15 protein-coding genes are annotated in these 19,300 nt (G+C 39.0%); 10 read left to right on the forward strand and 5 right to left on the reverse strand.

Translation table 11 applies throughout. The features are described from left to right. The first annotated feature begins 430 nt into the window (after positions 1 to 430). Positions 431 to 3,700: an ATP-binding protein gene (locus IQ237_RS11455; RefSeq protein ID WP_194055291.1), complete on the forward strand. Its 3,270-nt coding sequence runs from the start codon at positions 431 to 433 to the stop codon at positions 3,698 to 3,700. 248 nt (positions 3,701 to 3,948) lie between these two features. On the opposite strand, the gene IQ237_RS11460 is transcribed toward IQ237_RS11455, so the two are convergent. Beyond that, positions 3,949 to 5,787, reverse strand: coding sequence for a glycosyltransferase family 39 protein (locus IQ237_RS11460; RefSeq protein WP_194055199.1), 1,839 nt, complete (start codon positions 5,785 to 5,787; stop codon positions 3,949 to 3,951). 342 nt (positions 5,788 to 6,129) lie between these two features. Beyond that, entirely contained in the window at positions 6,130 to 6,735 is a 606-nt protein-coding gene (locus tag IQ237_RS11465) for a hypothetical protein (protein WP_194055201.1), read from the reverse strand. Positions 6,736 to 6,872: 137 nt separating this feature from the next. Here IQ237_RS11465 and IQ237_RS11470 point away from each other — a divergent pair, with 137 nt between their 5' ends. Next, the gene (locus IQ237_RS11470) at positions 6,873 to 7,205 is read left to right on the forward strand and encodes a DUF565 domain-containing protein (protein ID WP_194055203.1); all 333 of its coding nucleotides are present in this window, start codon (positions 6,873 to 6,875) and stop codon (positions 7,203 to 7,205) included. Between the two features lie 192 nt (positions 7,206 to 7,397). Then, complete coding sequence (locus IQ237_RS11475) at positions 7,398 to 8,453, forward strand: glycerate kinase (RefSeq protein ID WP_194055205.1); 1,056 nt, start codon at positions 7,398 to 7,400, stop codon at positions 8,451 to 8,453. 35 nt (positions 8,454 to 8,488) lie between these two features. Here IQ237_RS11475 and IQ237_RS11480 read toward each other — a convergent pair whose 3' ends face one another. Both IQ237_RS11480 and IQ237_RS11485 read right to left on the reverse strand, forming a co-directional pair. After that, positions 8,489 to 9,946 (reverse strand): YdiU family protein, encoded by a 1,458-nt coding sequence (locus IQ237_RS11480; protein ID WP_194055207.1) that lies wholly within the window; start codon positions 9,944 to 9,946, stop codon positions 8,489 to 8,491. A gap of 158 nt (positions 9,947 to 10,104) precedes the next feature. Then, on the reverse strand, positions 10,105 to 10,674 hold the full coding sequence (locus IQ237_RS11485) for a GNAT family N-acetyltransferase (RefSeq protein WP_194055209.1): 570 nt from the start codon (positions 10,672 to 10,674) through the stop codon (positions 10,105 to 10,107). Positions 10,675 to 10,857: 183 nt separating this feature from the next. On the opposite strand from IQ237_RS11485, the gene bioB reads away from it, so the two are divergent. After that, positions 10,858 to 11,859: a biotin synthase BioB gene (gene bioB, locus IQ237_RS11490; protein ID WP_194055211.1), complete on the forward strand. Its 1,002-nt coding sequence runs from the start codon at positions 10,858 to 10,860 to the stop codon at positions 11,857 to 11,859. Between the two features lie 122 nt (positions 11,860 to 11,981). Here the strand turns inward: bioB and petL are convergent, their stop codons facing one another. After that, positions 11,982 to 12,074, reverse strand: coding sequence for a cytochrome b6-f complex subunit PetL (gene petL, locus IQ237_RS11495; protein WP_194055213.1), 93 nt, complete (start codon positions 12,072 to 12,074; stop codon positions 11,982 to 11,984). 141 nt (positions 12,075 to 12,215) lie between these two features. Between petL and aroB the strand changes: the two genes are divergently transcribed. From aroB to IQ237_RS11525, 6 genes are all read left to right on the forward strand, one after another. Next, on the forward strand, positions 12,216 to 13,313 hold the full coding sequence (aroB, locus tag IQ237_RS11500) for a 3-dehydroquinate synthase (RefSeq protein ID WP_194055215.1): 1,098 nt from the start codon (positions 12,216 to 12,218) through the stop codon (positions 13,311 to 13,313). Between the two features lie 548 nt (positions 13,314 to 13,861). Beyond that, entirely contained in the window at positions 13,862 to 14,878 is a 1,017-nt protein-coding gene (locus IQ237_RS11505; RefSeq protein ID WP_228020070.1) for a chlorophyll a/b binding light-harvesting protein, read from the forward strand. Positions 14,879 to 14,880: 2 nt separating this feature from the next. Further along, positions 14,881 to 16,302 carry a chlorophyll a/b binding light-harvesting protein gene (locus IQ237_RS11510; RefSeq protein WP_194055219.1) on the forward strand — a complete coding sequence of 474 codons (1,422 nt, stop codon included), beginning with the start codon at positions 14,881 to 14,883 and terminating at the stop codon, positions 16,300 to 16,302. 27 nt (positions 16,303 to 16,329) lie between these two features. Next, positions 16,330 to 16,842: a flavodoxin FldA gene (gene fldA / locus IQ237_RS11515; RefSeq protein ID WP_194055221.1), complete on the forward strand. Its 513-nt coding sequence runs from the start codon at positions 16,330 to 16,332 to the stop codon at positions 16,840 to 16,842. Between the two features lie 263 nt (positions 16,843 to 17,105). After that, positions 17,106 to 17,858 (forward strand): alpha/beta fold hydrolase, encoded by a 753-nt coding sequence (locus IQ237_RS11520; RefSeq protein WP_194055223.1) that lies wholly within the window; start codon positions 17,106 to 17,108, stop codon positions 17,856 to 17,858. Between the two features lie 405 nt (positions 17,859 to 18,263). Next, complete coding sequence (locus IQ237_RS11525) at positions 18,264 to 19,298, forward strand: chlorophyll a/b binding light-harvesting protein (protein ID WP_194055225.1); 1,035 nt, start codon at positions 18,264 to 18,266, stop codon at positions 19,296 to 19,298. Positions 19,299 to 19,300: the final 2 nt, after the last annotated feature.

Below are 19,300 nucleotides of genomic sequence, written 5' to 3' on the forward strand. Positions count from 1 at the left end.
TAATCTGATGATCTATAAATGTCTATCTATGGGCATATAGATTTTTCCATTGTACTCCTTGATAAGATGCATAAACAAATTTAAAGTATGGTTTCATTTTAAATCATTATAATTCCTCAAGGTTCTAAAAGAATCTTTGGAGCGATAATTGTTTTAGCTGTAACTATCGATCAGGAGTTTCCATACCAGTAAGATGCTGGTTGTTTACTCATTCACAAGAGTGGCACATTCAAGTATAACTGCTCTGGGAATGATGAAATTGGGAAATTGCTGATCAAAGTGAGTGAATTGCTGGGATAGATTTACAGTATCTCTAGAAAAGATTTTATGCGTCTTTTAGGAGGATATGGCTTCAGGCCTGAAAAATATCAGCACTTTGGCAGATGTTGATGCCAGAGGCAATTACAGGAAGAAAGATCCCCTAAGCCTTATGTTAATGCTACAGTACCCGCTTTATGACTTTCTAGCAACCGTACCCAGTTGCTCCCAAACAAGCACTCTGGCAGTGGTGCTGGAGATTTTGGAGAAAGAACAGTGCGATCGCTTGGTAGTGGTAAATCAACAACAAAGTCCCATAGGATTATTGTATTCTGCCCGTTTAATCCCAAAATTATTAACAGCAGCCAGTGGTGAAACGTTTTTAAATCTACAGCAATCAATTTCAACTTTGAGTCCTAGTCTGATTTCGCCCATCAAAACCATACCAGCTTCTGAACCACTGGATAAATTAAGTTTGTTTTTACGTCACCAACAAAACCAAAAAAATAAAAATTTAGATTGGGCGTTGATTGATGCAGATGGTAAATTTTTAGGTCTGCTAGATAACCTACGCCTACTCAGCTTTTTAGCTAAAAATAAAGTTACAATTGCCTCTAAAGTTGCTAGGACGACGGAAAATAATACTAGAAGAAAAAATCGCTCTTATAAGCAGAATCAACATCAATCACTAAGATATAACGCTTTAGTGCATTTATTGGAAAGACTGCCTTGGCCTTTAATGTTGCAAACAAGCACCGGTGAAGTTTTAACACAAAATCCTGCTTGGTGGCAACAATTGGGAGTTTTGAAAGATCCAGAAGGAATTAGGCTACAAGTAGAAACTATCCTATCTCCTGTCAGGCGTGAAGACCCAGAATATATCCATCGACAAACATTCAAGGTTTATTCTGATATTAGCAAGGGTGCAACTGAAGATGCTGTGACGCTGATGCCAGAAGCCAGAGGTCATAACTTGCCTACAAGCAGTCAAGCACCTCACTCCACATCGGTTTTAGCAATGATGCAGGAGCAGCAAGGAAAAACAAATGCTACATCCAGTCATTGCTATTTGGATGCTAAACAAGGTAGTTGTACTTGTGTTGTGCAGGTGCAAAATGGTCAAGAGCGAATTTGGCAGTTTGCTAAAATCCTCTTGGATAGTCCTGAATTAAAAGTTGGGGGCGGTGATGCAGAAGTTGTCAACTCAACTAATAATTCAGCAAATTTCACTGATAATCTGTGGTTGGTTTTAGCTACGGATGTGACCGAACAACAACAGCTTTTTAAAGAATTGGCAGCTAAAAATGCTGATTTAATTCAACTTAATCGGTTAAAAGATGAGTTTCTAGCTTGTATTAGCCATGAATTAAAAACGCCGTTGACAGCAGTTTTAGGCTTGTCAAGATTACTGGCAGATCAACAATTAGGAGAACTGAACGAAAGACAAGCACGTTATGCGGGTTTGATTCATCAAAGTGGCCGTCATTTGATGAGTGTGGTGAATGACATTTTAGATTTGACGCGGATGGAAACGGGACAGATGGAACTGACTCCATCGCTGGTACAGATTCGAGAAGTGTGCGATCGCGCTTTATCAGAAGCCAGAACACTTCACAGTCAACCGAGCAAAAGCACCGATTTTTCACATGATCACCAATTCAGCCTGACCATTGAACCTGGTTTAAAGGAGATGGTAGCAGATGAATTACGCTTGCGGCAAATGCTGGTACACTTACTTTCCAACGCTTTTAAATTCACTGAAACCACTGGGGAACTTGGGTTGCGGGTAAATCGCTGGGAAGGATGGATTGCTTTTACAGTGTGGGATACAGGTATTGGTATTCCTGAACATCAACAACATTTAATCTTTCAAAAATTCCAACAGTTAGAAAATCCCCTAACTCGCCAATTTGAAGGCACTGGTTTAGGGTTAGTATTAACTAGAGCTTTAGCTCGATTACATGGTGGAGATGTGAGCTTTTTGTCTCGTGAAGGTAAAGGTAGCCAGTTTACATTGTTATTACCTCCTTCTCCTCCCAAAACCAGCTTTTCTGAATCCGAGGGGGGAAATTTAGAAATACATCAACCGATTTCTTCTCAAAGGTTAATATTAGTAGTTGAGGCAGTAGCGCGATATATAGAAGACCTAACCCAACATCTGAAAGGTTTAGGTTATCGGGTGGTGATTGCGCGTTCCGGGACAGAAGCATTAGAAAAAGCGCGGCGCTTGCAACCAAAAACGATATTTTTGAATCCCTTATTACCCCTGCTTTCTGGTTGGGATGTACTGACTTTACTAAAATCCGATAGTGCAACTCGCCATATTCCTGTGATTATCACCGCTACGGGGGCAGAAAAAGAACACGCTTATGCTAACAGGGCTGATGCTTTCTTGAGTTTGCCAGTGGAACATCAAGCTTTAGTACCCATCCTAGAAAGATTGTGTGCTACACCAGAAGTTCAGCAGGTAGGTTTAACAAATAGCGATATTGTACCGGAAAAAACTCCGTTGCGGATTCTGCGGTTGGTGAATCCACAATTAGAGTCTGTTAATCCCCAACCCTCCCTGCGTGAACATCGAGTCATTGAAGTAGATGATTTAGATCAAGCAGAAATTTTAGCGCGGGTGTGGCAGTTTGATGTCATTTTGTTGGATGTTGACAGTTCTAATGCCCAACATTATCTGCAACACTTGACGAAGTACCAAAGGTTAGCAAAATTGCCTTTAGTGACTTGTGATGTAGCCACAACCTTGGCAGCTTCCCAAATACCAGGATTGGGTGTATTTCCTTGCTTAACGCCATTGGGTGGGGAAAATCTCAATAGCAACGGCAAACCAGATCCTTTATTATCGGTGTTGGAAATAGCTTCTAATATTGGCTGTCCTCCTAATATTTTAGTGGTTGATTTGGCTAAGTTTGGTGATTTACCACAGATAAAACGCAAGCCTGCTAAGGGTTATAGGTTAGAAAAGAAATCTGCTGTACAAGATGTTAACCAAACACTCACAAATGATCAGGAAATGGGTTATTCTGCACAGAATAATCAAAGGGGATATGAGTGGTTTCAAGCTTTAATTCAGTATTTACAAACTGCTGGTTTTAAAGCTGCTATGGGTAACTCTTGGACTGAAGTTTTGCAACAAATTCGCCATCAAAGTGTTGATTTACTATTAATTGGTTTGGGAGAATCTGCTGCTGATAAAGAAGCACAAGAAGCGTTAAAAGCTTTGTCAGATTTATCTTTTAAATTACCTCCAATTTTGGTAATTGATAAAAAATTAAATCAGGTAAATACAGCCATTGATAAAACCCAAAATAATCAAAATAATGATTATCTGTTGGGAGAAGTCCCCGAAAGTATCGCTATTCAGAGACTGCCTCATTCGATTTCAATGGCAGACTTATTAAATCAAATTAATCAAGCTTTAGGAAAGGGGTGATTGATAATTGACAATTGACAATTGATAATTAGGGGTTGCTGAATAAACATGAAAAGATTACAGGTAAAGGGTTTGATCTGTTTTCAGGTAAAAAAAGTGCAAGCTTTTACGGGGTGGAAACTTAAAAGCCTTGCATTTAATTCCTACTCAAAGGAAAAATTGTTCCTATCCAACTCTTGAAACTGTCACCTGTCATCACGACAAGACTTTCTCAGCAACCCCTAATTATCTATTCCCTTGTTGACGAATTAAGAAATTTTCATTTTTTCTTTTCTATCTTGTTTAATTCGTTGAAAGGGAATGCGAATCAAATTATAAGCTCCTTTGGTGGCGATATCTTTATACTTATCTGGTGGTAATTCCATTTCTATCAACTTTTTATGTTCGGCTAAAAGTAGTAATGATGGTGGATTAGTTTTTTTGGCTGCTTGAGTGTGAATATAATCTAAAGCTTCTTGTGGAGCAGAAAGGTAAGTGACTTTTTTTTGTGAGTAGAAAGTTACTGTTGGTTTTTTGAAACCTACCATGACTAATTCTTCATGAGGTTGTTTTTCTTCCACAGCAAGTACAGATAATTGTCTTAAAGGTGCTTGTCTTTGTGCATCCATCATAAATAATGCTGGCATTAAAACAATTGCTAAAAATGCCACAAATCCCACAATATTAATAGCGATGATGGGACGGAAACTACGAATTAATATGAAAGCGGCGATAATAATAGCTGTAACTAGCCAAATTATACCCCCCCAATTTGTTAAACCTGAATTTTGAATTTGTTGGTAAAGTTCAGGTGCGGCGGGATCTGTTCCTACTAATTTGAAGAGGTTAAATAAGGCGACTGCTATTGTGGATAAAAAGGCAACGTTTACCGAACTGCTGATGCGGAAAGATTTAAAAGATTTATCAGTTTGGGTGTGGGAAAATAAATCACTCCAAAATAAAGCTACCAGAATAGCTGCGGCTGGCATTAAAGGTAATACATAACTGGGAAGTTTGGTGACAGCGATGGTGAAAAAGCCAAATACACCTAAAAACCAAAAACAGGCAAATAAACCTAAGTGTTGAGAACGTTCTTGGTTGAGAAAGTGCGATCGCTGCTTCTTTTCCCAAAATTTGAATTTAGCTATGGCCGCAGGGATAAAAACTGAATATGGTGCAAAACCCAATAACACGACTAAAAAGTAAAAATACCAAGGCGCTGAGTGACCGTTAACTACCTCTGTAAAGCGTTCTATGTTGTGATAGCCAAAAAAGGCATTGATGAAATTCCAGCCATTGCGCCAAGTCACCAAGATATACCAGGGAGCAGATACGAGGAAGACTAGGAATAGTCCGAAAATTGGGCGCATTTCTCGCCATAGTTGCCAGAATTTGCCTAAGTATAGGGCAAAGGCGATCATGATGAAACCTGGTAAAACTATGCCGACTGGTCCTTTGGTTAAAATTGCTCCACCCATCAAAACATAACTGGCTAAATACCATTTATTAGGGAAGCGGGAGGGGGTGGAATTTTGAGCGTATCCCAAAAAGAAACATAGTAAGGCGGAGGCTATACAACCGGTGAGTAACATATCAGATACACCGATTCTTCCCCAAACTATCATTTCTGGGTTGAGTGCCATGATAGCTGATGCTAGGGCGGCTGTGAGGTAACGACGGCTGGGGTTTGCTGTTTGTTCTAGTTGATCTTTTTTGGCAAAATGCCACTGCACAATGTAGAACGATAAAGCTGTAACACCGGTGGCGGCTAGTGCTGAGGGTATGCGTGCTGCCCATTCGTTTACGCCCATCATAGAGTAGGCGATCGCTTGACACCAATAAATTAAGGCTGGTTTGTCAAACCGAGTTTCACCATTAAAAAACGGTGTGATCCAATCTCCTGTAACTAGCATTTGCCGGGAAGCTTCGGCGAACAGTGGCTCTGTTTCGTCAACTAAGCCGACATTGCCTAAATTCCAGCCAAAAGCTATGAAGTTAATCAACAGCAACCAGAGGATGGCAATAGTCGTCACAGCAGGGGCTGGACGTTCTTTGATTTTTTTCAACCATTGGTTAACAGAAGGGCGATCGCTCAATTTTAACCTCATAAATCCATATTCACAGACACGGTAAATTGTGTCTTTCCCATAAACACAATAATTCAAAAGTCGTTTATTAGTTATATTTTGTTCTCAGATCACAGCTAGAGTGTGGGGTGTGGGTAAACCTACCGTATTTGCGACAATAAAAAACTTTTGAAACAACCTCTAAAGTGGTTTTACCTGTTCTGGGATAATTTTCTAATAGCTAATGATTGTCCTTTGATAACTTTTTGAATTTTGTCTGCAATTCTTTGATAAATTTCTTTACCAAAATAGTTGAATTTGTTAGTTTCCCATAAGTTTTGTTAATTTAGATGAGGGAATAGGGAATAGGTGACAGGGTACCCATTAAGGAATTAATATTAATTCCCATTCTTCGGTTTGGGGATTCCATTTTGGTGAGGGAGTTTCCCCAACAACATAAGGACCCCAATAGCGTCGAGAGCCATCTTGAGCAAAGGCGACTAAAATATCTCCTTTGTTTAGTTTTAAGTTACCCTCTGGGAGAGATAAAATTAAACCTTTGTCACTACCTTCTTGGGGATCAAAATCCCAATGTGCCGGAACATTATATTTATTTTTATTGGCTGAGGTATTGTTAACTGTAGGATGTCGCGCTAAGAGAGCTAAACGTACAGGTTGATCTGTTTTATTGCTCATTCGCAAACTTCCTGCGCTTTTGCTTTGAGCAGAGGAATTTTCTGTAATGGGTTTTTCTGATTGCTTGCTGGTTGCACTGGCGACATTAGTTGTACTAGCAGATAGAACTTTCTTTGACGCACTTGGTGAGTTTGTCTCTTTTTCTAATGTAGCGGTTTGATCTGTCAGTTTTGATAAAATGTCTGGCTGCTCAGGCTCAAAGGATACACTTAGTCCTAAACATCCGGCTACAAGTCCTAGTAGTCCTAATGCAAAAGTTATTACTGCCAAATTGCGATACATAGAAGATGTCATAATCATACTTTTTAGAGATAAGATTTTTTTCAGTGGTGATTGGGAAAAATATAATTAATTACCCATTACCCAGTCACCAGTCCCCAGTCCCCAGTCACCAGTCACCAGTTCCCAGTCACCAGTCCCCAGTCCCCTATATGCAAAATACTCGTCTTAACAACCTATTCATTACCATTGCTAGGAGTGTGGAGCAATGGTTTGTTAATCCTTGGCGGCGCTTATCCTTACTTTTAATCAGTTGGTTATTTGGTTTTTTTCTGGGTTCGGCTGTGTCTACTACTGCTGGACAAAGGGCAGAATTGGATATGGTGGCCGCTGCTTTTTTAGTTCTACTAACAGAGATCACCAGCAGGATTTTTTACAGTCGCAGCTTTTTAGCTAGACAAGCTCTGTGGGTGGAAACTCTGAACCTTCTGAAAGTTGGTTTCATCTACAGTCTATTCTTAGAAGCCTTTAAGCTAGGTTCGTAAAATTTCAATAATGGACAATTAACAATGAACAGTTGACAATTACCTCTTCGGTTCAAGTCAGAGAATTGAAAAAGCGGAATTTTTTGGTTTTTCCCCTGATAAGGGGAGGTTTTAAACCGGGAATGAAACCATTATCAATTGTCAATTGTCAATTATCAATTGATCCAGTTATTTTGGTAATGGGTGCTAGTTATGCTCAGTGATTGGCTAAATGAATTTTTGCTCACAGGTGAAATAGATGCTGATTGGCAAGTGTTAGCACAAGCAACAACACTGGCTGATCCTGTGAGGGCAAAGGTTTTTAATATTACCCCCGACAATGTAACTCAAGTGATTCAAGAGCGATCGCATCTACTGAAATCGGTTTTCCCTGCTTTTAGCCAATTTTGTGAAAATAACCTGCAAATTCCCATTCAGGCTATGTTACAGGTATTGTGGGATTTATGGCTACCGTTGGGAATGAAAATTGCATCCCAGCGACAAAAGTTAGGCAGACCTTTCATTCAGGGGATTTTAGGTGGACAAGGTACTGGTAAAACCACAATGTCCCGGATTCTCTGTTTGATTCTCCAGGAGTTGGGATACTCTACTTTAAGTTTATCTTTGGATGACTTATACAAAACATACAGCGATCGCTTGACTTTAATGCAGCAAGATCCCCGTTTGATTTGGCGTGGTCCACCAGGAACTCACGATATTGACTTAGGTTTAAGTGTACTCGATCAAATTCGTCAAGGCAACAGTCCTGTGACAGTTCCCCGCTTCGATAAATCTGCTTACTCTGGTGCTGGCGATCGCACTACCCCAGAAATTGTCACCAATGTTGATATAGTCCTGTTTGAAGGTTGGTTTGTGGGTGTACTACCCATTGATCCCCAAGCTTTTACTACCGCACCACCCCCCATTATCACAGATGATGATCGGGCTTTTGCTTGTGACATGAATCACCAACTGCAAGCTTATTTACCACTATGGCAACGCTTAGATAGCTTGATAGCACTTGATCCCAGCGATTATCGTTGTTCTTTAGAATGGCGTAAACAAGCTGAAAGAAAAATGATTGTTGCTGGTAAATCCGGCATGAATGATTCACAAATCGAGGAATTTGTCAATTACTTTTGGCGTTCATTACATCCAGAATTATTGATCAAGCCATTATTAATATCCTCGAAAGTTGATTTAGTCATTCAAGTGAATACTGATCACTCTTTTGGTGCAATCTCTAGTTATCACTCTGACAAATGTTAACTGAAATTACACCTGTTTAACCATCAGAATGTCAATCAAACGTTTGATTGAAATTGTTTGACTAAATCATAAAAAGGTTGCCAATTATCCTCTTCTGTAATTGGTTTCCAAATTGACTCAATCACCGGTCTTAATAAATTTGCTTGGGGATTATATTTATTCAATTTTTGAGAAATTGTCTGCATTTCTTCAGGATCAAAATTATTCAGGATTTTATGATAAAGCAGACACCAATTATCAAAAATATTTGATGAACCTACAGATGGGACAATATCAGGACCATTCATCACTAAACCTGGTTCATCACGCCATTTCATAGAAAAAGTCCGCGCCATATCTGCAAAAAATTGATGATAATTAATTTGACTATCTTTCAAAAAAGTAACTGTCAAATCTAATAAATCATCACCTTCCGCTAAACTACCATCTTCAAAACCTAACTTTTTCAACATTAAATTTCGATATTCCTGATGATAGTATTCAGCAAACTTTCCTAAACCATGCTGTAAATCACGAATATCAATGATTGCTTTTAATGGTTCTTGTAACATTTCTAAATTCAGATGACAAATACTTGGTTGCTGTCCGTAACAATAGCGGCGATAATAATCGAAATAGGCAGCAGTAAAGTATAAATCATAAGTAGGAATAAAAGCATAGGGACCATAATCAAAACTTTCCCCGGTAATTGACATATTATCAGTATTTAAAACTGCATGACAAAAACCCGCCGCCATCCATTGCGCTACTAAATCAGCTACTCTTTTGACTAATTCAGCATAAAATAAAGCATATTTATCATCTTCATTTTTCAAGTTTGGGTAATATTGATCAATCACATGATCTAACAATTTCTGAGTTAAATCAGGACGTTTCAAATAATGCAATCTTTCAAAAGTTCCAAACCGAATATGAGATTTACTCATTCTCATCATGACTGAGGAACGAGTGGGAGAAGGTTCATCACCACGCCATAAACTTAACCCGGTTTCAATCATACTTAAACAGCGGGAAGTTTTCACACCTAAACGATGTAATGCTTCTGCTGCTAAAACTTCTCTGACTCCTCCTTTCAGAGTGAGCATTCCATCACCACCACGGGAGTATGGTGTTCTTCCTGAACCTTTTGTCCCAAAATCATATAATTCCCCATCTATTCCCCTAACTTGTCCGTATAGAAAACCTCTACCATCACCTAAATGGGGGTTATATTCACCAAATTGATAACCGTGATAACGCAATGCTAAAAATGGTTTTCTGCTTTGAAATTTACCAAATGCGTGAATAAAATCTTCGTCTTTTACTGTTGTTGCTTCAAGTCCTAAGCGTGGTAAAATTGCATTATTACGCCAGCGCAAAATGTGTTGAGGAAATTCCTCGGCTGCGACTTCATCATAGTAATCATTACCTAATGATTCTAAGGCACTTTCATATTTAAGTGATAGTAAAGGATTACTTGAAGTGGTGGAATTTGGAGTTTGGGCGAGTGTCATTTTTAGTAGTTTTTAATTTGTTCTTCTCTTAATCTTACATTATAGGGAACAGGGAATAGGCAATAGGGAATAGGGAATAGGGAAGAATAAACTTTTGCATGAGTACCTCTTGCCTCTTGCTTTCTTACTGTCACCTGTCACCTGTCACCTGTCACCTTCTAATACGGTTTCCAATTATAATTAGTCAAACTGGTGAGTATATGATCTTCCCATTGACCATTAATTAATAAATAGTCTCTAGCATATCCTTCAATTACAAAACCTGCTCTTTTTAATACATTACCACTACGGCGATTATGGGGCATATAATTTGCCATGATCCGGTGAAAATTTAGTTCATTAAATATATATTTATTTCCCGCTTTTAATGCTTCTGTCATGTAACCATGACCTTGTGCTGCTTCTGCTAAACTATATCCAACATTACAAAAACTAGCTGCTCCGCGTATAAAATTACTGAAGTTGAGAACGCCGATTATTTCTTTGGGGTTGTTTTGATGATGTATAAAGAATCTTAAACCGCAACCGTGAATAATTTCTAGATGATATTGCTCAATTTGATATTGCCAATATTCTGCTGTGAAAAAACCATCAGCCCAAGTAGGTGAAAATGGAGTAAGATGGTCTTTATTTATAGTAAAATATTTGATGATTTGCGGTATATCTTCGGAAGTAGCTACTTTTAAACATAAGCGGTTAGTTTTAATTAGTGGCAGTTCTGATTTCATATATAAGCAGGGAATAGGGAATAGGGAATAGGAAATAGGGTTTTAAAGAATATGGATGTAAGGTGTTTTTTATAGCTTACGCCAAGCTAGGTTATCAAAAATCAAATAGGAGTCATATACTAAGATTATTATTTTCCTGTAATTCTGTGTATTTTAGTAACATTTTAGTAAAGGATACTCACGGTGGGAATACGCTACGATTGGCAAAAAGATGAGATTTTGGCTATTTATAATACACCATTTCTAGAGCTTATTTATCAAGCTGCTAGTGTGCATCGTCAATTTCATAATCCTAAACAAATACAGGTTTGTAAGTTGATATCTATTAAAACTGGTGGTTGCCCGGAAGATTGTGGTTATTGCGCTCAGTCGTCACGCTATAAAACCGAGGTAAAACCGGAAGCACTGTTAGAAAAAGAAACTGTGATAAATATTGCTAAAAAAGCAAAGGAAACCGGTGTAAGTCGGGTGTGTATGGGTGCTGCTTGGCGGGAAGTGCGGGATAATTCCCAGTTTGAGCAAGTCCTGGATATGGTAAAAGATGTCACCTCGATGGGTTTAGAGGTTTGCTGTACTTTGGGGATGTTAACTGCAAACCAGGCTCAAAGGTTGGAAGATGCGGGATTATATGCTTATAATCATAATTTAGATACGTCTGAGGAATATTATAGCACTGTGATTACTACTCGGACTTATGGCGATCGCCTAAACACCATTGAAAACGTCCGCACAACTAATGTAACTGTGTGTTCTGGTGGTATTCTCGGTTTAGGTGAAAGCATTGAAGATCGGGTAGGAATGTTATACACCCTTTCTAATTTACAACCTCATCCCGAATCAGTACCTATTAATATTCTCTCACAGGTTGAGGGTACACCGTTGGCAAATCAGCCAGAAGTACCGATTTGGGAAGTGGTGCGGATGATTGCTACTGCTAGAATTATTATGCCCACTTCTGATGTGCGTTTAAGTGCGGGAAGGGCGAAACTTTCCCCAGTTGAACAAGCTTTATGTTTTATGGCGGGTGCTAATTCGATTTTTTCCAGCGATGATAATAAGATGTTGACGGTGACTACTCCCTGTCCTGATTATGATGCAGATCGGCAAATGTTGAATTTATTGGGTTTGGAAATGCGTCCACCATTTGAGAAGCAGGGGAAAACACCTGCTGCTTTGAGCAGGTGACAGGTGACAGGTGACAGGTGACAGGTGACAGGTGACAGTAGAACACCTGTTAGCGTTTGAGTTGGTATATCAAGGGCGGGTTTTTCCGCCCCTAGACAGGTTTTAGGGTAAATAATTAGCTATTAGATGATCTTTGCGGAGCGTAGACCAAATAATAAACCAACTGCGATACCCATAAACGCGCCCAAAAATGCAATGTATTCAACGATAGCCATTTGTATTACTCCTGTTTAGTGACTTATTTCTATTCAATCATGGAAACAGGTGACAGGTGACAGGTGACAGGTGACAGAAAAATTATCAATTACCAAACTACGGTAAAATACGCGAAATTGTGATTATATCAGGATTGTTAAATGAGTTCTGTAATTAAAGTAGATATACCAGAAAAGTCTTATGAAATCACTGTTGCACCTGGAAGTTTAGATCAACTGGGTGAACAGATGGCGGGTTTAAAACTGGGTAAAAAGGTGTTGCTGGTTTCTAACCCGATGATATTTAAACATTATGGGGAAAGGGCGATCGCATCTTTGCAAAATGCTGGTTTTGATGTGGTTCACTACAACCTCCCCCCTGGAGAACGCTATAAAACTTTAAACTCTATCCAAAAAATCTATGATGTAGCTTTGGAACATCGGTTAGAACGTTCTTCTACGATGGTTGCTTTGGGTGGTGGTGTAGTTGGTGATATGACTGGGTTTGCTGCTGCGACCTGGTTAAGAGGAATTAATGTTGTCCAAGTTCCTACCAGCTTATTAGCAATGGTAGATTCATCTGTAGGCGGAAAAACCGGCGTTAACCATCCTCATGGTAAAAACTTGATCGGTGCATTTCACCAACCCAGCTTAGTATTAATTGATCCTGAAGTCTTGAAAACCTTACCAGCAGCCGAATTTAGGGCGGGAATGGCGGAAGTGATCAAGTACGGCGTAATTTGGGACGCTGAATTGTTTACTCAATTGGAAGCGAGTAAGCACCTTGACCAACTCCGCTATGTAAAATCCGACCTGATAAATTACATATTAACTCATTCTTGTCAAGCGAAGGCAGATGTTGTCAGTCAAGATGAAAAAGAATCTGGACTGCGGGCAATTTTGAATTATGGTCATACTATCGGCCATGCGGTGGAAAGTTTAACCAATTATCGCTTGTTAAAGCATGGTGAAGCTGTGGGTATTGGCATGATAGCAGCAGGGGAAATCGCTGTAAAATTAGGACTTTGGCAAAAAGCCGACACAGAACGTCAAAACGCATTGATTAAAAAAGCAGGTTTACCGACAAAATTACCAGCAGGTTTAGATATTGCAGCGATTATTGATGCTTTGCAATTAGATAAAAAAGTCAAATCTGGGAAAGTGCGGTTTGTGTTACCTACTCAAATAGGTGCAGTTAAGGTGACAGACGAAGTACCAACGGATACTATCAGGCAGGTATTAGAGGAAATGGCAGGTTAAAGCATTTCCACATCAGTTTAGCGGGCAAGATGATCGCACCACAAAACTTAACCATTCCTCGCTACTTCTAATTCTTCTTCCTGACTCCTGTACTCTTTGTAGGTTGGGTTAAGCGATAGCGCAACCCAACAAAAGCCTGTCACTGTTGGGTTTCCTAACGGAAAGAATGTCTCAGGTAAACATAGTTACAAATAATTCTCAAAAATTTCTCACTAAATAAGAATAAGTAAGAATACAGTATTAGTTACTAGTGTTAATTTATGTTGTTATTATTATGTTAATAACTGTTAATTTTTAAGTTCTAATGTATGTAAACTGAGCTATAAACCGCCATAAATAAGCTATTTTCCCCTTTCGGGAGGATGGTAATTTGTAGCTGTGGGATACTTTGACAAAAAACTTTACGAAAATTCATATTTAATTAGTGATAAATTATCTCAATAAATCTGATATGATATGCCTAGAGCTTATTGAATATCTATCTCAATAAGTAAATTAAGCATCCTAGCTATTTCCCACAATTCACAGGAAAATACACCATGACGAGCATGGCTGTGCAAACCCCGGAGTCCATACCTTGGTGGTCAGGGAACGCCCGGTTAACACATCTTTCAGGCAGATTATTAGGCGCTCATGTTGCCCATGCAGGATTAATCGTGTTTTGGGCAGGTGCGACAACCTTATTTGAACTTGCTCGTTACCAAACATCTCAACCAATGTACGAGCAAAACTTAATTCTTCTACCCCATCTAGCAACCTTGGGTTGGGGTGTGGGTAGTGGTGGTCAAATTGTAAACACTTATCCCTACTTTGTTATTGGTGTATTACATTTGATTAGCTCTGCTTTTCTGGGTTTGGGAGGAATATTTCATGCACTTTGGGGTCCTGCTATCCTCGAAGAGAAATTTTCCTTTTTTGGCTACCGTTGGCAAGATGCCAATAAAATGACAACAATTCTCGGTATTCACTTAGTTTTATTGGGACTAGGGGCTGGGTTATTAGTTGCCAAAGCCTTATTTTTTGGTGGTTTATACGACTCCAATTTAGGAGTAGTGAGAATTATTGACCACCCAACCTGGAATTTTACCGTCATTTTCAGCTACTTTTTGGGTAGTCATAAATACTGGATTGCTGGAGTTAATAACCTAGAAGACTTAGTTGGTGGTCATATCTGGGTAAGTATTGTCTGTATAGCGGGCGGTATATGGCACATCACCACTGAGCCGTCGCAGTTTGTCAAAGGGCTGTTTGTTTGGTCAGGAGAAGCATACCTATCTTACAGCTTGGGAGCTTTAAGCTTAATGAGTTTTATAGCTGCCTATTTTGTCTCCGTAAACACACTAGCCTATCCGATAGAATTTTACGGCGCACCTTTAAGCATTGGCTTTGACCGTTTCCCCTATTTCCACAACGGAGATTTATTATCCTCTCGTGTGTGGTTGGCAAATGCTCACTTTTGGCTAGGCTTTTTCTTCCTCCAAGGGCATCTTTGGCACGCTTTACGGGCAGCAGGTTTTGATTTTCAGACCGGTGAAGTACGTCCTACTCGTGGTGAGGTAATGTAACTATGACCACTGCAACTATTAACTCACCGGAATATGGCTGGTGGGCAGGTAACGCACGGTTTATTAACCAGTCTGGGCGAATTTTGGGCGCTCATGTTGCCCATGCTGGGTTAATTGTCCTCTGGGCTGGGGCAATGACCCTATTTGAAATCAGTAAATATGACCCTTCCCGACCAATATATGAACAAGGGTTAATTTTACTACCTCATTTGGCAACATTAGGATTTGGGATTGGTGATGGTGGCAAAATTATTGATACCTATCCCTATTTTGTTATTGGTGTGTTGCATTTGGTTAGTTCGGCTGTACTTGGTGCTGGGGGGATTTATCACGCTCTATTAGGACCCAAGGTATTACCGGAAAATAGAACTTTTCCTGGTTCGTTTGGCTACAACTGGGAAGATGAAGACAAAATGACCAGCATCATTGGTATTCATCTACTGTTGTTAGGGCTAGGAGCATTTTTACTGGTGCTAAAAGCCACGGTTTGGGGGGGAATTTATGACCCTGCTGTGGCATCTGTGAGGATAATTACCGCACCAACTCTCAATCCTGTACGGATATTTAGTTATCTGTTTGGTGGCCAAGGTATGGCTGCTGTCAATAATTTAGAAGATGTAATTGGTGGCCATGTTTGGGTAGGACTACTTTGTATTGGTGGGGGAATTTGGCATATTTTCACCACTCCTTTTACCTGGGCAAAAAAGATTTTATTTTGGTCTGGTGAGGCTTATTTATCTTACAGTCTTGCTGCCTTGGCATATATGGGTTTATTGGCAGCGTATTTTGTGACTGTTAATGATACCGTTTATCCAACGGAGTTTTATGGATCATTGGGACTGGGTAGCACATCAGGAGTAATTTCGGTTCGCACTTGGTTAGCAACTAGCCATTTTGCCTTAGCTATTGTCTTTTTAATTGGCCATATTTGGCACGCTTTAAGAGTGCGTGTGATTGCGGCTGGGTTAGATTTTCAGCAAGGAGTTGTCAATTATTTGGATTTCCCAGAAATGGGCAGTTTACAAACTCCGATCAATGCTTCAGATTTGACTTTGAATTTATTAGGAAATCTGCCTATTTACCGTCCTGGTTTGTCTCCCTTTGCTCGTGGTTTAGAGATTGGCATGGCTCATGGTTATTTCCTGCTTGGTCCTTTTGTGAAATTGGGTCCTTTAAGGAATACGGAGTTAGCAAATCAAGTTGGTTTATTAGCTACTTTTGGCTTGCTGTTGATTTTGTCAATTTGTCTGTGGCTGTATGGTGGTGCAACTTTCCAAAGTCGCAAATCTCCTCAAGGCGAATTACCAGATAATTTAACCTCAGCTAAGTCTTGGCGTAAGTTTAATTATGGCTGGCTAGTTGGTGGCTTTGGAGGTGCGTTGTTTGCTTTCTTGTTATTAACTAATAGCAGTTTATTTTTCTAAGTTGTTAGTAATTTTTGGGGTGTGAAAATGTCGAAAAAAATTGGTTTGTTCTACGGAACTCAAACAGGTAAAACTGAATCTGCGGCGGAAATCATTCGGGATGAGTTTGGTGATGATGTGGTTACTCTCCAGGATATTTCCCAAGCTGATACTGCTGATTTTGATGATTATCAATGTCTGATTATTGGTTGTCCTACTTGGAATATTGGCGAACTTCAAAGTGATTGGGAGGGCTTTTTACCGGAATTGGATAATATCAATTTCTCAGGAAAATTAGTTGCCTATTTCGGTACTGGTGATCAGATTGGTTATGCGGATAATTTTCAGGATGCAATGGGTATTTTAGAAGAAAAAATTTCTGAGCTTGGTGGTAAAACTGTGGGTTGTTGGCCTACGGATGGCTATGATTTTAGTGCTTCTAAGGCTCTGAAAAATGGTAAGTTTGTCGGTTTGGCATTGGATGAAGATAACCAGTCTGATTTAACTGATGAACGTATTAAGGCTTGGGTGACTCAGTTAAAAACTGAATTTGGTTTGTAGAAGATTCGTAAGCATTCAGCCATCAGCCGTCAGCTATCAGCAAGAGGTTGAAAACAAAAAACAAAAGCCCAACTTTTGCCTTGATGAAAAACCTATCTATCTATTTATAGATTAAAGCTGATTACTGATAGCTAAATACTTATGAAGATTCTGTTTTTAATTATTCACCTGTCAGTTGTCGCTTGATTATGGTGTGGGTATTTTACTCATCTCTTTACCTACACCTTCTTTTCTATCCTCTATCCTATTCTGTGAGCATATTTATGTCTGATATTTTTGATGTTTTGTGGTTAAGTTCTAGCCCTGCTTTGGCAAGGTTTGATCAACCGTTATTAAAATACTTATCTAAGTATATGACGGTGGCTCAGTGGGAGTACCATCACGAAAAAGATGAAGGTAGTTCTATAGATGAAGCTGTGAATTTGCTCAATGAATTTTTGACGGCTAAAAATGATTCTGTTCATTTAGCTGGTCATGGTGCTGGTGGTGCGTTGGCTTTAAGTTTTGCTAGTCGTTATCCCGAAAAGGTGCGATCGCTCACTTTATTAGCAGTGGCCGCTCAACCTGCACATACTTGGCACACTCACTATTATGTCCAAAGAGAAATGTTTCCTATCAGTCGTGAACAACTATTAGCAAATAGTGTTTGCAATCTTTTTGGCAAACAACCTCATCACACGACCAAAAAGTTAATTACAGCTTTAGATAAAGATTTGGATCAAACTCCATTATCACACTCTTTATTTAAGTTAGTTGATTTACCAAAAGGAGGTGTTTCTATGCCGATGATGGTCTGTGGTAGCAATAATGATCATGTTGTTGATCCATCGACTTTACAGGAATGGTCAAAATATTTAAAACCTGAAGATCATCTCTGGCAATACCCGAAAGGACATCATTTTTTTCATTATTTCTATCCTCAACCAGTTGGGGAACAAATATTAAGTTTTTGGCAACTTTATCATCTACAATCTATTTTGTTAACTCAATCTATCTCCCCAAAGTTAGCAAAATAAGTGACTTCTAAATCAATACTTTCTGTTAAGTATTTTTGTAAGTTGGATTAAAAAAAGTGAAAACCAACAAATGTTTATAAATGTTGTATTTCTAATTAATGTATGGTTTTGGCAATGCTAAAACCATACTAAATCCTGCTGTAATATTAAACTTTTTCGGCGACAAAATTGCCTATTGTCGCTCTTTTTTTGTTGCTATATTTTTCTAATTTTATAATTGTTAAGTTTTGTTAAAAAAGTTTTTAAATAAGAATAATTTGCAATATAGTAAAGTTGTCATCACTGGAATTAGTAATTAAATTCAACCACCTAAATGAATTGAGCGATATTGTTTTTTTATCGGTTGAAGTTAAACAGCTAACAATTAATTAAGTCTTCCTGTCAACAACTAATAATTAGTGAAAAATGCAGACATACGATAATCCCAACGTCAAATTTGATTGGTGGGTTGGTAATGCCCGCTTTGCTAATCTTTCTGGCTTATTTATTGGCGCTCACGTAGCACAAGCCGCACTAACAACTCTCTGGGCTGGAGCATTTACATGGTTTGAAATATCCCGTTATAACCCTAATATTCCTATGGGAGAACAGGGATTAATTTTGTTACCACATCTAGCAACTTTGGGTTTTGGTGTGGGAAAAGGTGGTCAAATTATTGATACCTATCCCTATTTTGTCATTGGAGCTTTGCATTTAATCTCGTCTGCCGTTTTGGGCGCAGGTGCGCTCTTTCATACCTTTAAAGCGCCAAAAAATTTAAAAGACTCTAGCGGTTTTGCTCGTAAATTTCACTTTGAATGGAACGACCATAAACAACTAGGATTGATTTTGGGTCATCACCTCCTATTTTTAGGCGTAGCAGCCTTGTTATTGGTAGGAAAAGCCATGTTTTGGGGAGGAATATATGATGCAACAATTCATGATGTCAGAGTTGTAACTAACCCCACTCTTAACCCCTTTATTATCTATGGCTATCAAACTCATTTCGCCACAGTTAATAATTTAGAGGATTTAATTGGTGGTCATATTTATGTAGGGTTAATCCTCATTGGTGGCGGTATTTGGCACATTATTAAAGAGCCTTTCCCCTGGGCAAGAAAGCTATTAATTTTCTCTGGTGAAGCTATTCTTTCCTATTCATTAGGTGGTATTGCCTTAGCAGGATTTGTAGCTGCTTATTTCTGTGCAGTAAATACCCTTGCCTATCCAGTGGAATTTTATGGTTCTACCTTGGAATTAAAACTAGGTGTCAGTCCCTATTTTGCCGATACCATCAAATTAGCAAATGGTGGTTATAGTTCTAGAGCATGGTTAGCTAATGCCCATTTCTTCTTAGCTTTCTTCTTCTTGCAAGGTCATTTGTGGCACGCACTCAGAGCAATTGGTGTGGATTTTAAACAGATTGAAAAATCATTAAATACCATTAACAGCGAATCATAAAT

The sequence above is a fragment of the Sphaerospermopsis sp. LEGE 08334 genome (assembly GCF_015207205.1).
Classification (GTDB): domain Bacteria; phylum Cyanobacteriota; class Cyanobacteriia; order Cyanobacteriales; family Nostocaceae; genus Sphaerospermopsis.

Bases quoted from the DNA above. Each gene is read 5' to 3' on its own strand.
- IQ237_RS11455 (WP_194055291.1), top strand. From the start codon at position 431: ATGTTAATGCTACAGTACCCGCTTTATGACTTTCTAGCAACCGTACCC.
- IQ237_RS11460 (WP_194055199.1), bottom strand. From the start codon at position 5,787: ATGAGGTTAAAATTGAGCGATCGCCCTTCTGTTAACCAATGGTTGAAA.
- IQ237_RS11465 (WP_194055201.1), bottom strand. From the start codon at position 6,735: ATGACATCTTCTATGTATCGCAATTTGGCAGTAATAACTTTTGCATTA.
- IQ237_RS11470 (WP_194055203.1), top strand. From the start codon at position 6,873: ATGCAAAATACTCGTCTTAACAACCTATTCATTACCATTGCTAGGAGT.
- IQ237_RS11475 (WP_194055205.1), top strand. From the start codon at position 7,398: ATGCTCAGTGATTGGCTAAATGAATTTTTGCTCACAGGTGAAATAGAT.
- IQ237_RS11480 (WP_194055207.1), bottom strand. From the start codon at position 9,946: ATGACACTCGCCCAAACTCCAAATTCCACCACTTCAAGTAATCCTTTA.
- IQ237_RS11485 (WP_194055209.1), bottom strand. From the start codon at position 10,674: ATGAAATCAGAACTGCCACTAATTAAAACTAACCGCTTATGTTTAAAA.
- petL (WP_194055213.1), bottom strand. From the start codon at position 12,074: ATGGCTATCGTTGAATACATTGCATTTTTGGGCGCGTTTATGGGTATC.
- aroB (WP_194055215.1), top strand. From the start codon at position 12,216: ATGAGTTCTGTAATTAAAGTAGATATACCAGAAAAGTCTTATGAAATC.
- IQ237_RS11505 (WP_228020070.1), top strand. From the start codon at position 13,862: ATGGCTGTGCAAACCCCGGAGTCCATACCTTGGTGGTCAGGGAACGCC.
- IQ237_RS11510 (WP_194055219.1), top strand. From the start codon at position 14,881: ATGACCACTGCAACTATTAACTCACCGGAATATGGCTGGTGGGCAGGT.
- fldA (WP_194055221.1), top strand. From the start codon at position 16,330: ATGTCGAAAAAAATTGGTTTGTTCTACGGAACTCAAACAGGTAAAACT.
- IQ237_RS11520 (WP_194055223.1), top strand. From the start codon at position 17,106: ATGTCTGATATTTTTGATGTTTTGTGGTTAAGTTCTAGCCCTGCTTTG.
- IQ237_RS11525 (WP_194055225.1), top strand. From the start codon at position 18,264: ATGCAGACATACGATAATCCCAACGTCAAATTTGATTGGTGGGTTGGT.